The 12,925-nt window shown below is 68.5% G+C and carries 14 protein-coding genes; 3 read left to right on the forward strand and 11 right to left on the reverse strand.

Annotation, left to right across the window (positions count from 1 at the left end):
* Positions 1-8: 8 nt before the first annotated feature.
* The 9 genes from argF to ACFWO8_RS22480 all read right to left on the reverse strand — a co-directional run bounded on the left by argF (position 9) and on the right by ACFWO8_RS22480 (position 8,443).
* Positions 9-941, reverse strand: coding sequence for an ornithine carbamoyltransferase (argF, locus tag ACFWO8_RS22440; protein WP_378955515.1), 933 nt, complete (start codon positions 939-941; stop codon positions 9-11).
* Positions 938-2,140: an acetylornithine transaminase gene (locus ACFWO8_RS22445; RefSeq protein ID WP_378955539.1), complete on the reverse strand. Its 1,203-nt coding sequence runs from the start codon at positions 2,138-2,140 to the stop codon at positions 938-940. The genes argF and ACFWO8_RS22445 overlap by 4 nt, the downstream gene beginning before the upstream one ends.
* Positions 2,137-3,051 (reverse strand): acetylglutamate kinase, encoded by a 915-nt coding sequence (gene argB / locus ACFWO8_RS22450; RefSeq protein ID WP_378955555.1) that lies wholly within the window; start codon positions 3,049-3,051, stop codon positions 2,137-2,139. The genes ACFWO8_RS22445 and argB overlap by 4 nt, the downstream gene beginning before the upstream one ends.
* Positions 3,048-4,274, reverse strand: coding sequence for a bifunctional glutamate N-acetyltransferase/amino-acid acetyltransferase ArgJ (argJ, locus tag ACFWO8_RS22455; RefSeq protein WP_378955569.1), 1,227 nt, complete (start codon positions 4,272-4,274; stop codon positions 3,048-3,050). The genes argB and argJ overlap by 4 nt, the downstream gene beginning before the upstream one ends.
* Positions 4,271-5,329, reverse strand: coding sequence for an N-acetyl-gamma-glutamyl-phosphate reductase (gene argC, locus ACFWO8_RS22460; protein WP_378955580.1), 1,059 nt, complete (start codon positions 5,327-5,329; stop codon positions 4,271-4,273). The genes argJ and argC overlap by 4 nt, the downstream gene beginning before the upstream one ends.
* 27 nt (positions 5,330-5,356) lie before the next feature.
* Complete coding sequence (locus ACFWO8_RS22465) at positions 5,357-6,580, reverse strand: cation:proton antiporter (RefSeq protein WP_378955592.1); 1,224 nt, start codon at positions 6,578-6,580, stop codon at positions 5,357-5,359.
* 55 nt (positions 6,581-6,635) lie between these two features.
* The gene (locus ACFWO8_RS22470; protein ID WP_378955600.1) at positions 6,636-7,190 is read right to left on the reverse strand and encodes a hypothetical protein; all 555 of its coding nucleotides are present in this window, start codon (positions 7,188-7,190) and stop codon (positions 6,636-6,638) included.
* A complete protein-coding gene (locus tag ACFWO8_RS22475) occupies positions 7,187-7,756 on the reverse strand; it encodes a TetR/AcrR family transcriptional regulator (RefSeq protein WP_378955610.1) in 570 nt (189 codons plus the stop codon). The genes ACFWO8_RS22470 and ACFWO8_RS22475 overlap by 4 nt, the downstream gene beginning before the upstream one ends.
* 195 nt (positions 7,757-7,951) lie before the next feature.
* Positions 7,952-8,443, reverse strand: coding sequence for a pyridoxamine 5'-phosphate oxidase family protein (locus tag ACFWO8_RS22480; protein ID WP_378955623.1), 492 nt, complete (start codon positions 8,441-8,443; stop codon positions 7,952-7,954).
* A 62-nt stretch (positions 8,444-8,505) separates the two neighbouring features.
* On the opposite strand from ACFWO8_RS22480, the gene ACFWO8_RS22485 reads away from it, so the two are divergent.
* Positions 8,506-9,486 carry a helix-turn-helix transcriptional regulator gene (locus tag ACFWO8_RS22485; RefSeq protein ID WP_378955638.1) on the forward strand — a complete coding sequence of 327 codons (981 nt, stop codon included), beginning with the start codon at positions 8,506-8,508 and terminating at the stop codon, positions 9,484-9,486.
* A 43-nt stretch (positions 9,487-9,529) separates the two neighbouring features.
* On the opposite strand, the gene ACFWO8_RS22490 is transcribed toward ACFWO8_RS22485, so the two are convergent.
* Positions 9,530-9,925, reverse strand: coding sequence for a MerR family transcriptional regulator (locus ACFWO8_RS22490; protein WP_378955653.1), 396 nt, complete (start codon positions 9,923-9,925; stop codon positions 9,530-9,532).
* Positions 9,926-9,972: 47 nt separating this feature from the next.
* On the opposite strand from ACFWO8_RS22490, the gene ACFWO8_RS22495 reads away from it, so the two are divergent.
* Positions 9,973-10,959, forward strand: coding sequence for an MBL fold metallo-hydrolase (locus ACFWO8_RS22495; RefSeq protein WP_378955676.1), 987 nt, complete (start codon positions 9,973-9,975; stop codon positions 10,957-10,959).
* A gap of 166 nt (positions 10,960-11,125) precedes the next feature.
* Here the strand turns inward: ACFWO8_RS22495 and ACFWO8_RS22500 are convergent, their stop codons facing one another.
* Positions 11,126-12,223 carry an FAD-dependent oxidoreductase gene (locus tag ACFWO8_RS22500; protein ID WP_378955694.1) on the reverse strand — a complete coding sequence of 366 codons (1,098 nt, stop codon included), beginning with the start codon at positions 12,221-12,223 and terminating at the stop codon, positions 11,126-11,128.
* A gap of 100 nt (positions 12,224-12,323) precedes the next feature.
* Here ACFWO8_RS22500 and ACFWO8_RS22505 point away from each other — a divergent pair, with 100 nt between their 5' ends.
* On the forward strand, positions 12,324-12,872 hold the full coding sequence (locus ACFWO8_RS22505; protein ID WP_378955706.1) for a TetR/AcrR family transcriptional regulator: 549 nt from the start codon (positions 12,324-12,326) through the stop codon (positions 12,870-12,872).
* Positions 12,873-12,925 lie beyond the last annotated feature (53 nt).

Below are 12,925 nucleotides of genomic sequence, written 5' to 3' on the forward strand. Positions count from 1 at the left end.
TCGCGGTCTCACGCGGCGGCTTTCGCGAGCAGCCACACCAGCAGCGCCTTCTGCGCGTGCAGGCGGTTCTCGGCTTCGTCCCAGACCACGCTGTGTCCGCCGTCGAGCACCTCGTCGGTGATCTCCTCGCCACGATGGGCCGGAAGACAGTGCAGCACAATCGCTTCCGGTTCGGCGTGAGCGAGCAGCTCGGTATTGAGCTGGAACGGGCGGAACGGACCGACGCGGTCGAGACCGTCGTTCTCCTGACCCATGGAGGTCCAGGTGTCGGTGACGAGCACGTCGGCGCCGGTCGCGCCGACCACCGGGTCACCCGTGACCGACACAGTCGCACCGGTTTCCGCGGCCCGCTTGGCGGCGGCGTCCAGGATCCACGGCAGCGGCTCGAAGCCCGCGGGCGCGGCCACGGTCACGTTCATTCCGGCGGTCACACCACCGAGCAGCAGCGAGTGCGCCATATTGTTGGCGCCGTCACCGAAGTAGGTGAGGTTGCGCCCGGCGAGCGAACCCTTGCGCTCGCTGATCGTCTGCAGATCGGCGAGCACCTGACAGGGATGGAACTCGTTGGACAGCGCGTTCACCACGGGAACCGTTGCGGTGACCGCCATCTCGTCCAGGCGCGACTGTTCGAAGGTCCGCCACACGATGGCGTCGACGTAGCGCGAGAGCACGCTGCCGGTGTCGCCGAGGGTTTCCTCACGACCCAGCTGGGTGTCGCGGCCGTCGACGACCACGGCGTGGCCGCCGAGCTGAGCGATGCCGAGCTCGAACGAGAAGCGGGTGCGGGTGGAGTTCTTCTCGAAGATCACCCCGACCCCGCGTGGGCCGTCCAGTGGCCGGTACGCGAAGGGGTCCTTCTTCAATTCGGCGGCGATGGCGAGGATTTCGGCCTGCTCGGCCTGGGTCACATCGTCGTCGCGCAAGAAATGACGCAGGGTCATGCGGTCGCTCCCTTAGCATCGGCGGCGGCCTTGTCGAGGATCTCGGGCAGGTCGGCGACGAAATTGTCGGCCTGGGTTTCGGTGAGCACCAGGGGTGGTGCCAACCGGATCACGTTGGGCTTGGCGGGGTTCAGCAGGTAGCCGGCCTCGCGCGCCCGTTCGTCGACATAGGCGGAGATGTCGTTTTTCAGCACGATGCCGATGAGCAGGCCCGCGCCACGCACGTGGTCGATTTCAGGGTGTTCGAGCAGGGCGATCCCATCGCTGAGTCGCTTGCCGATCCACTCCACATGGGTCAGCAGGTCCTCGGAGTCGATCGTCCGCAGCACCGCCAATGCCGCTGCGGCGCACACGGGATTGCCGCCGAAGGTGGTGCCGTGCAGGCCGGGCGTGAGCAGTTCGGCGGCCCGGCCCTGCGCCAGCACGGCGCCGATCGGCAGACCACCGCCGAGGCCCTTGGCCAGGGTGATCGCGTCGGGCACGATGCCCGCCGCCTGGTGCGCGAAAAACGTTCCGGTGCGGCCGATTCCGGTCTGCACCTCGTCGAGGATCAGCAATGCCCCGGCCCGCGAGGTGATCTCGCGCGCCCGAGCCAGGTAGTCGTGCGGCGGGACCACCACACCGCTCTCCCCCATCATCGGCTCGAGGAACACCGCGGCGGTGTCGGAATCGACGACGGCTTCGAGTGCGGCGGCGTCACCGTAGGGCACGTGCACGACACCGGGCGGCATCGGCTCGAACGGCGCCCGCTTGGCAGCCTGACCGGTCAGGGCGAGCGCGCCCATGGTGCGCCCGTGGAACGCTTCCTCGGCGGCGACGATCTTGGACCGCCCGGTGAGCCGCGCGATCTTGAACGCGGCTTCGTTGGCCTCGGTGCCGGAGTTGCAGAAGAACGCTTTGCCCTCGCCGTCGCCGAAGTGGGCAAGCAGCTTCTCGGCGAGCTCGATCACGGGCTCGCTGGCGTACAGGTTCGACACGTGGCCGAGCGTGCCGAGTTGCTGGGTGACCGCTTCCAGGATGGCGGGGTGGGCGTGGCCGAGGCTGTTGACCGCGATGCCACCGAGGAAGTCGATGTAGCGCTTGCCGTCGGCGTCGTAGAGCACCGCACCGGCGCCGCGTACCAGCGCGACCTTCGGGGTGCCGTAGTTGTCCATCATCGCGGCCGACCACCGCTGCTGCAGCATCTCTGTTTCGCTCATGATTGCGTTCCATCCGGTGCCCCGGCGGGGGTCACCATGGTTCCGATTCCTTCTCCGGTGAACAGTTCCAGTAGTACCGAATGCGGCACGCGCCCGTCGATCACGTGGGCACTGGGGACCCCGCCGAGCACGGCGCGCAGACACGCTTCCATCTTCGGCACCATGCCCGCATCCAGGCGCGGCAGCAACTTCGCCAACGCGTCGGCGTCGATCCGGCTGGTCAGCGAGGAGCGGTCCGGCCAGTCGGTGTAGAGGCCCTCGACGTCGGTGAGCACGACGAGTTTCTCCGCGCCGATGCCCTCGGCCAGTGCGGCGGCGGCGGTGTCGGCGTTGATGTTGTGCACCACGCCGTCGGCGTCGGGGGCGATGGTGGAGACCACCGGGATGCGGCCCGCGTCGATCAGGTCGAGCACAGCGCCGGGGTTGACCTCGGTGACGTCGCCGACCAGGCCGATATCGGTGGCGACGCCCTCGACCGCTACGGTGCGCCGGGTGGCGGTGAACAGGTGCGCGTCCTCGCCGGAGATGCCGACCGCGTACGGGCCGTGCGCGTTGATCAGCCCGACGAGCTCACGGCCCACCTGACCGAACAGCACCATCCGCACCACGTCCATCACCTCGGGGGTGGTGACACGGAAGCCGCCGCGGAATTCACCTTCCATCCCGAGCCTTTTCAGCATGGCGTTGATCTGCGGGCCGCCGCCGTGCACCACCACGGGGTGCACGCCGACAGTGCGCAGAAACGCCATGTCGGCGGCGAATGCCGACTTGAGTTCATCGTCGATCATGGCGTTGCCGCCGTATTTCACGACGACGATCTTGTCGCGGAACTTTTGCAGCCACGGCAGCGCGTCGGCGAGCACGTGCGCCTTGTCCAGTGCCGAAAGGGTGTGCACCACACTGCTACTCATGAGCTGTACGCCGAGTTCTCTTCGACGTAGGCGTGCGAGAGGTCGGTGGTGCGCACCATCGCGGTGCCCTCGCCCACCTTGAGCTCGATCAGCACGTCGACGTCTTCGCCGGACAGGTCGACCTCGCGGGCGCCGGGCGCGCCGACACTGTCGACGCAGACCGGATTGCCGTTGAACGACACCGCGATCCGGTTCGGATCGAGGGTCACCGGCGCGATGCCGACCGCGGCGAGCACGCGACCCCAATTCGGATCGGAGCCGAACAGCGCGGTCTTGACCAGACTGTCGCGGGCGACGGCGCGGGCGACGGTCAGCGCCTCGTCCTCGGAGATCGCGCCGGTGACGGTGACCTGGACCCGCTTGGTGACGCCCTCGGCGTCGGCCATCAGCTGCGCGGCCAGGTCGTCACAGACGGTGAACACCGCGGCGTCGAGCTCTTCCTGCGAGGGCGCGACCCCGCTGGCGCCGTTGGCCATGAGCAGCACGGTGTCGTTGGTGGAGCAGGAACCGTCGACGTCGAGCCGGTCGAAGGTGTATTTCGTGGCCTTGCGCAGCGCGGAGTCGAGCTGGTCGGGCGTGGCGACGGCGTCGGTGGTGAGCACGACGAGCATGGTGGCCAGCGACGGCGCGAGCATGCCCGCGCCCTTGGCCATACCGCCGACGTTCCACTTGTCCTCGCTGTGGAACGCCGACTCCTTCGGGACGGTGTCGGTGGTCATGATGGCGTGGGCGGCGTCGGAGCCACCCGACATGCCGCCGCCCATCTCGTGCACGATCTCGGTGATCGCCGGAATCAGCTTGTCCATCGGCAGGCGGTCACCGATGAGCCCGGTCGAGCAGACCGCGATCTCACCCGCGCCCGTCTCGGTGCCCCAATTGCTCAGTGCCGCGGCGAGTTCCTCGGCGGTCTTGTGGGTGTCCTGGAAACCGCCGTGGCCCGTGCAGGCGTTCGCGCCGCCGGAATTCAGGATCACCGCGCGCAGGTGACCGGTCTTCAGCACCTGCTGCGACCACAGCACCGGCGCGGCCTTGACCTGATTGCTGGTGAAGACACCGGCCGCCGAGTACTCGGGGCCCTCGTTGAGCACCAGCGCGAGGTCGGGCTTGCCGCTGACCTTGAGGCCGGCCGCGATGCCCGCCGCGCGGAACCCCAGCGGCGCGGTGACGCCCTGGGTGTGGATCAGTTTGCCGTGGTCCGGGGTCTGCGGATCAGGGGTCGTCACGGTGCCACTCCTACGGTGGAAAGTCCTGCGGTCTCGTCGAATCCGACGGCCAGATTCATCGATTGCACCGCGGCGCCCGCGGTGCCCTTGGTCAAGTTGTCGATCGCGCCGATCACTACGAGCAGACCCGCGTCGGCGTCGACGGTGACCTGCAGGGTGATGGCGTTGGAGCCGAGCACCGAACCGGTCTGCGGCAGTACGCCTTCGGGCAGCAGGTGCACGAAAGGTTCGTCGGCATACGCCTTTTCGTAGACGGCACGTGCCTGCGCGGCATCGACCTTCGTCGGGGCGGTGCAAGTGGCGAGGATGCCGCGCGGCATCGGCGCGAGCACCGGGGTGAACGACACCGAGACGTCGACGCCGCCTGCGGCTTTCAGGTTCTGCGCGATCTCGGGGGTGTGCCGGTGGGCTCCCGCGACACTGTAGGCCCGAACGCTGCCCATCACCTCGGAACCGAGCAGACCGACATCGAGCTTGCGTCCCGCACCCGAAGTACCGCTCACCGCAACCACATTCACCGCGGGCTCGATGATCCCGGCGGCGATCGCCGGGGCCAGCGCCACACTCGACACGGTCGGATAGCAGCCGGGAACGGCGATCCGCCGGGCGCCGGTGAGCTTCGCCCGCGCACCGGGCAGTTCGGGCAGACCGTAGGGCCAGCTGCCCGCGTGGGGGCTGCCGTAGTACTTCTCCCAGGCGGCGGCGTCGGTGAGCCGGTAGTCGGCGCCGCAGTCGATGATGACCGTCTCGTCGGACAGCGCTTGCGCGATCGCGCCGGACTGGCCGTGTGGGAGGCCGAGGAACACGATGTCGTGACCGGCCAGGATGTCGGGGGTGGTCTCGTCGAGGATCCGGTCGGCCAGCGGCAGCAGGTGCGGCTGTAGCGCGCCCAGCGCGGTACCCGCGTTGGAACCGGCGGTCAGCGCCCCGATCTCGAGGCGCCCCGCTCGGTATTCGGGATGCCCGAGCAGTAGTCGCAACACTTCGCCACCGGCGTATCCACTCGCACCGGCAACCGCCACCCGCAACACGGGTCCTCCCGACGAATCAACCATGTGATGATTATGCACGACTATGCAAGCTCATTCATGAGCGGGTGTGACCGACTTCGCCTCCGACGCCCCGATCAGGCGTGCTACCAGCGGAAACACCAGAACCGTCGTCGCGCCCGCCGCAACCAGGATCGAGGCGACATCGGCGGTCAACAGGCCGGTCTGGGTGGCGACCTGGGTCACCGCGACGATAATCGGCAGTCCGGTCGCGGCATAGAGGGCCAATTCGACGCGCTCGCGTCCGGTCGTCAGGTTGTCCCCGCGCGGCACGAACCGCTCGCTCAGCCAGACGGGCAAGCCGCGTGCGATCGCGATGGTGACCACGAACCACAGCCACAGCGCCGGATTCCGCCCGACCGCCGCGACATCGATACCCATCCCCGACACCACGAAGAACACCGGGATCAGCAGCCCGTACCCGATGGCCTCCAGCGACGAGTCCACATCCGGGTGCCCCGCCGCGATGAGGCGCCGCAGAATCATGCCCGCGGCGAACGCGCCGAGCACCACATCCAGATCGAAGACCTCGGCGACCACCATCAGCACCAAGAGCAGCAGCACCACCCCGCGCACCGGCAGTTGCGAGGTACCGCCGCCCAGCTTGGCCATCGCGGCGCCGAGATCAGGGGTGCGGTCGAGCATCCGCAGCGGCACGAATCCGACGACCACGGCCGCCGCCACGAACATCAACACGACCACCACCGCACTGCCCGCATCTCTACTGGTGAGCAGCACCGACATCGCCACGATCGGCCCCAGCTCACCCACCGCGCCGTGCGTCATCACCGCCCGGCCCAGCGGTGAGTCGACGATTCCCGCCTGCTTCAGAATCGGCACCAGGGTGCCCAGCGCCGTGGAGGTCAGCGCGATGGCGACCGCGACGCGCGTGCCGCTCGACGTGTCCGTCGCCACCAGGACAATCGCGACAGCGAACACCAGACACACGATCCACACGACCCACGCCGTCCGCCCCGATCGGCCACCCAGCAATCGCGGATCGAGCTCGTAGCCCGCCAGCAGGAACAGCATCCCCAGTCCCAGCTCGCTGACCAGGTCGACACCGCCCGCGCTGCTCGCCCACCCGAGCACATGCGGCCCGACCACCGCGCCGGCCACCAGCAGGATCACCACATCCGGCAGGTACCCGCGCACCAGTCTCGACAGCAGCGGCGCGACCACCGCGATGAGTGCGATCCAGAACAGCGAGACGATCGGCGAGGGATCGCCGACACCAGCGGACGCGAGCAGATCCATGCGGCTCATCGTGGCACAGCGGCACGTCCGATCTCCGAAACCGCGCGGCCGATCGTCACCCCACTATCGGCAGCCGGTCGTCGGCGGTGCCCGGTTCCGGCAGCAGGTGGGCGAGCAGGAGTTTGATCAGCAGGACGGGTCCGAACCAGAGCAGGAACGTGGGAACCGTGAGCACGGCAGTGGTGATCGTGGTACCGAAGACAGTGGCGGCGAAGGCAACCGGTGTGCGGAGGTCGTGCGGCACCGCGGTCACCACGACGGCGGCCACGACGACGAGCCCATAGATCGCGGCCGCCGTCCACCAGCCGAACCCGGGCACCACCAGTGCGAGCAGGAACGGCTGGCCGTGGATCGCCACGAACGCGAGGTGGTGGCGGGCGTCGCGGCCGGGCCGATGGAACCAGCGCTTCGCCGATGCCGTCGCGTTCACGACCGCGCCGCCGAACAGGTCGAAGCCGACGAGCGCGACCACGGCGATCACCAGCGCGGACCCGCCCGTGTGCCCGGCGAGCAGACCGGCTGTCGCGCCACCGGCCACCGCCGCCGAATAGCACAGGGTGGCTTCACTTCTCGTCGCGTTCGGGGCGATCAGCCGGTCGGTGATCGTCATCGCCGCAGACCGTCCACGCACACGGCCACGAGGGGTTCGGCCAGGTCGGCGAACCGGACCTGATCGTCGGCGAGCCACTGCACCAAGCACCCTTCGATCGCGCCGACGATCACCGCCGCGTGCCCCTCCCCGATCCCCGCCCGCAACTGCCCCTCGGCGCCCGCCTCGCGCAGCAACTCGGCGATCGCCGCGCGGTAGTCCGCGTACACGGCGGCCATATCGATCGGCGTGCGGGCGGCCCACACATCCAGCAGCACGCGCGCGTGGTCGGGATGAGCCGCCAGCATCGTGACCGTCGCCCGGATCAGCTCGGCCAGCCGATCCAGCGCCGACCCGGTCGCGGGAATCGCGAGCTGCTCCTGCGCGCGAGCGCGGTACTGGTCGAACGCCGCGGTCAGCAGCTCCTCCCTACTGCTGACCGCGAGGTAGACACTGCCTTTCGCGACACCGGCCTCGGCCGCGACATCCTCGATCCGGGACGAGGCGAACCCCTTGCGCGCGAACACCCGAACGGCCGCATCCAGGATTTCGGTGCGCCGGGCATGCACATCCACTCTCTTCGGCATGTTCCGATTATGACTGACCAGACAGTCATAATCAACACGCCGTCGACTGAGGGCCGCCGCCGAACAGCGCTCTCGGCGTCCCGAGGGTTTCGTGGAGACCGGATTCACCGGTCGATGTCAGGCGGACGGCGCGACCGGCGCCGGAACGGGCGATCCAGCCGAGACCGTTCGCGCGGGCATGCGCGGCGAGATTACTCAGTGCTTGCGGACGATCGTTTCGCCTGCGCCGGGTTTCCAGACGGTGATGTCGAGGTGGTCGTCGCTGGTCTCGACGGTGGATGCCCCGGTGAGATCGGCGACGTAGAAGTGGTCGAACTTCTCGCCGCGGATGTCGAAACCGCTGTCGTCGAACAGCTTTTGGGCGAAGCGGGCATGGACCGCCTCGTCGTGCAGATCGGCGACGGTGCCGAAGAGTTTCGCATCGCCGTCGGAGACCATGGTGTCGACGGTGGCGGTGTGCAGGCAGAAGCGCGGGTCGCGGGCGAGGTCGTCGAATTTTCGGGTGTTCGGCATGCCGGCCAGCACGAGCATGCCTTCGAAGATCATCGGTTCGATCGGGCTGATGCGAGGCGATCCGTCGGCGCGCAGAGTGCCGAGCATGCACAGGTTGCCGGTGGCCTGGCGCCGGCGCAGGAACAGCGCGGCGATGGTGGGTGCTTCTTCGGTGAATTGGCTCCACGTGGTCATATCTCGTACGGTACGACGCAACCTTGACATCCTGTGTCAGGTTTTGCGGCTAGTCTCGGGATATGCGAGCGAGCAGGCTGGTGCAGCTGCTGCTCCTGTTGCAAGCGGGCGGCGGCGCGACCGCGAGCCAGCTGGCCCGGGAGCTGGAGGTGTCGGTGCGCACGGTGTACCGGGACGTGGAGGCGCTGTCGGCGGCGGGCGTTCCGGTGTACAGCGAGCCGGGACGCGGCGGCGGTGTGCGGTTGATCGACGGCTACCGCACCCGGCTCACCGGCCTCACTTCCGACGAAGCCGACGCTGTCCTCCTCGCCGGCCTCCCCGGTGCCGCTGCAGACCTGGGCCTCGGCACCGTCCTGGCCACCGCCCAGCTGAAAATGCTCGCCGCCCTCCCGCCGGAACTCCGCGGCCGGGCCACCCGAATCGCCGAACGCGTCCACATCGACATGCCCGGCTGGTTCCAGCGTCCCGACGAAACCCCCACCCTCGCCACGGTTGCCGACGCCCTCTGGCACGACCACCGCCTCGCGATCACCTACCGCCGCCGCGACCGCACGGTCGAACGGACACTCGACCCGCTCGGCCTGGTCATGAAGGCAGGCACCTGGTACCTGATCGCCCGCGACCGATCCGATATCCGCTCCTACCGGGCGAGCCGGATCGCCACCGCCGAGCCCACCGGCGAATCCTTCAGCCGCCCGGCCACTTTCGACCTCGCCGACCACTGGCAATCCGCGGCCGAGGAGTTCGCGCGATCAATGCTGCGAGTCAGCGCACGCTGCCGGATCGCCACCGACCGGCTGAGCCTGCTGCGCCTCATGAACGACCCGGCGGCAGTGCGCGAGGCCCTCGCATCCGTGGGAACCCCCGACGCCGACGGCTGGACCGACATCACGATTCCCGCCGAGTCCTACGAAGTCCTGGCCCACGCCCTACTCCCCCTCGGCGAACACATCGAAGTCCTCGGCCCACCCGAACTCCGCACGGCCATGACCGCTACCGCCGCAGCCATGCTCGCGCGCTACCACCGATCGACGGGCACATAGGCAACGCCCTAGTGCATCGACGCCGACAAAACGTCCGCCTCATTCATCGAGCCGGACGACTGAACTCGACGCAGTCCGGGCATTCGTCCACGAGCGGGTGGGTGCAGCGCAGAACGTGGGCGAGGAAGTCGATGGTTCGGGTGAGATCGTCGACGCGAGCTTGCAGTTGCGCTTGTTTGTCCGCGATCAGTGCCACCCGGCGGGTGCGGGACCTGGTCACGAACAGATCTTTGATCTCGGCCAGGGACAGCCCGGCACGTTGGCAGAGCTGGACGAGACGGGCTCGGACGATCAGTTCGCCGTCGTAGATTCGTTGACCGCCGGACGCGCGGGGTGGAACGAGTACGCCCGCGTCCTCCCAGTGACGCAGGACGTGAGTGGCGACGCCCAGTTCGGCGGCGGCGTCACCGATGCGACGCGACTCTGCGGTATCCGACACATTCGCCCCTTTACTTCAGGTCGACCTGAAGTATTAGCTTAGTTCGCATGGGACACAACGGTAATCGGACACTGATGATCGACTCGGTCGCGGCACCGGACCTGTGGCGGTGTTGCCGAGCGGTGGGGTCGGCGGTGACGGGTGCCGTGCGGCCACGACGACCCGACCGCCGGTTCCTCGCGTCGCTGCCCGACAGCGGCCTGCCCCGCGGCACGGCGACAGTCGAGCTGACAGTTCTGGCGCAGAATGCCAGGAGTGTGCCGACGGCGGCCGTCGTCGAAGGCCTGTTCACCCCGCGGCGGATCGAGTCCGCGATGACGGCTTTCGTCGTCCGGCATCCCGAGGCGACCTTTCTTGTCGACCCCGGCATCTGCGTCGATGTCAACGGCCAGGCGGTGGTCGAACTCCCCCAGGTTCTGCGGCTCGCGGTGACGCCGCCGAAGGACGTCCTCGATATCCGAGAGTCCCTGCACCGCAGTGGTATCGAGGCGCACGCCATCGACTTCGCGCTACCGACACACCTGCACTGGGACCATATCGCCGGCCTCCTCGATCTGCCCGGGCTGCCACTGCGGCTCCACCGACCCGAACACAGCTGGGCGATGGCGGGTCCGGTGGCGCCGGTCGGCGGTGTGCGGCGAGCCGTTCGTGAACGACCGCTCGACTGCTACGAGCTCGACGGTCCGCCCGTTCTCGCCTTCGCCCGCAGCCACGACCTGTTCGGCGACGGCGCGGTCATGCTCGTCGACCTGTCCGGTCACACCCCCGGCAGCATCGGCTTGCTCTTACGCACCGAACGCGGACCGGTGCTGCTCGCGGGAGACGCGATCTGGCACAACCTCCAGGCCGAGGAACTGCGGCAGAAGTCGGGCTATCCGGGCATGCTGGCCGACGACAACCGCACCGAGACCTGGCGAACCGTCCACCGCCTGCATGCGATCCGCGGCGCCGTCCGCATCATTCCCAGTCACGACCATCGGGCGGCGTGCGCATGGAACGAGGACGCGCACTCGCACCGGCCGAGCGAGATCTGACCAGCTCGTTCCGACGCTCACCGCCGCTCTGATTCTGTCTGCCTGCACGACGAGCGGGCGGGTGCGGGCACCCCTCATAGCGGCCAACAGCACCGCCGTGACGACGAACCAGACGACCGCCGGGTCAGGCTTCAAGGCTGTCGGCGGAACGGCCGCTGAGCGCGTCTCAGCAGGTCCAGTCGAGAACCTCTGCCATCGAACGGAGCTGGGTCGATGTGGGCGTGAGGCGTAATGCCGTGTTGCGCAGGACAACCAGGGGCCGCGCGGACAGTTGGGCGATGGTGCCGATCCGGGCGGAGCGTCCGGCGATCATCTGGGTGCGCGGGCGGCGTTCTCGGTCATAGCGAGCGAGGCCGTCGGACTCGCCTGCCAGCTGGGCAAGGACCACCGCGTCTTCGAGGGCTTGGCAGCCGCCCTGGCCGAGGTTCGGCGTCATCGCGTGGGCGGCGTCGCCGAGCAGGGCGACGCGGCCCGCGGTGAAGGTGGGCAGGGCAGGTAGGTCGTAGATATCGTTGTGCAGCACCGTGTTCGGGTCCGCGGCGGCGAGCAGGGCGGGGATCGGGTGGTGCCAGTGCTCGAAGAGATCGCGGACTTCGGCCAGGCTGCCGGTGGTGTTTTCGGGGGCGTTGTAGACGGCGAAGCAGTAGACGCGACCGTCCGCGAGCGGGGCAATGCCGAAACGCGCCCCGCGACCCCAGGTTTCGCCGAATTCGGTGAGCGGCTCATCGACGTCGACCACGGCGCGCCAGACGGTGTAGCCGGCGTAGCGCGGTGCGACTTCGCCGCAGACCGCACGTCGGACGACACTGTGAATCCCGTCGGCACCGACGACCAGATCGGCGGATGAGGTGCCCGCCGAGTGGACCACTGTCCCGTCGGCGAGCACCTCGCGCACCGTGACGCCGGTGCGCACAATGCCGTCATCGAGCGCCGCGCGCAGAATGTCCAACAGCCGGGCACGGTGGATCACGACCGGAGCTCCGAACCGCGCGCGCAACGTCGCCACATCGGTGCGCGAGAGCCATCGCCCACGGTCGTCTCGAATTCCGGCCGACACTTCCGCCATTCCCCGCGCACGGACCGTCTCACCGACGCCGAGAGCGTCCAGCGCGCGTAAGGCGTTGGACCACAGGGAAATCCCGGATCCCACCTCCGCGACCTCCGGCGCTCGTTCCAGCACCTGAACAGACCAACCCCTCGCGGCCAGCGCGAGCGCCGCGGCCAGTCCGCCGATTCCGCCACCGACGACGATTGCTGTAGACATCGCGCACTCCCTCGTTTCAGGTACCACCGTGACTGTACTACGGCTGTAGTGCCAGACACTATGAATGTAGTGCGTCTCACTACGGGCGTAGTATCGACACGTGGTTACCAAACGCGAGCAGGTCCTCGATGCCGCTATCGAGGTACTTGGCACCGGCGGGTCGCGTGCGCTGACTCACCGCGCGGTGGACCGGACCGCCGACCTGCCGCCGGGTTCGACGTCCAACTACTTCCGTACTCGCGAAGCGCTGCTCTGTGGTGTCGCGGAGCGCCTCGAGCAGCGCGATCACGCCGACTGGGAGACGCTGAACCGCACACTGGGCCCCGCCACGGTGGAGCACCTCATCGACGGCCTCGCCCTGTTCGTCACTCATGCGACAACCACCGACCGCATCCGCACACAGGCACGCCTAGCCCTGTTCGGCGAGTCGCAGACGATGCCCACTCTCGCCGAATCAGTGCATCGAGGCCACCAGCGGCTGCGTGCCTGGGCCGTCGAGATGGCCGCGGCTGTCGGCCTGGCCGCGACCGATACCGGCATTCTCGTCGACTATCTGGACGGCGCCGTCGTACACCGGCTGACCGGCGCGGAGGCGGGCAAGGACCCGCGCGAAGCGCTCGCCCGGCTGACGCGCGCGCTACTGGCCTGATCGATCTCGCCCGGCATTTCCCGACTTTCGTCTAGGCAGGTCGTGGCCGTTCG

Source organism: Nocardia sp. NPDC058480 (assembly GCF_042720495.1).
Lineage (GTDB): Bacteria > Actinomycetota > Actinomycetes > Mycobacteriales > Mycobacteriaceae > Nocardia.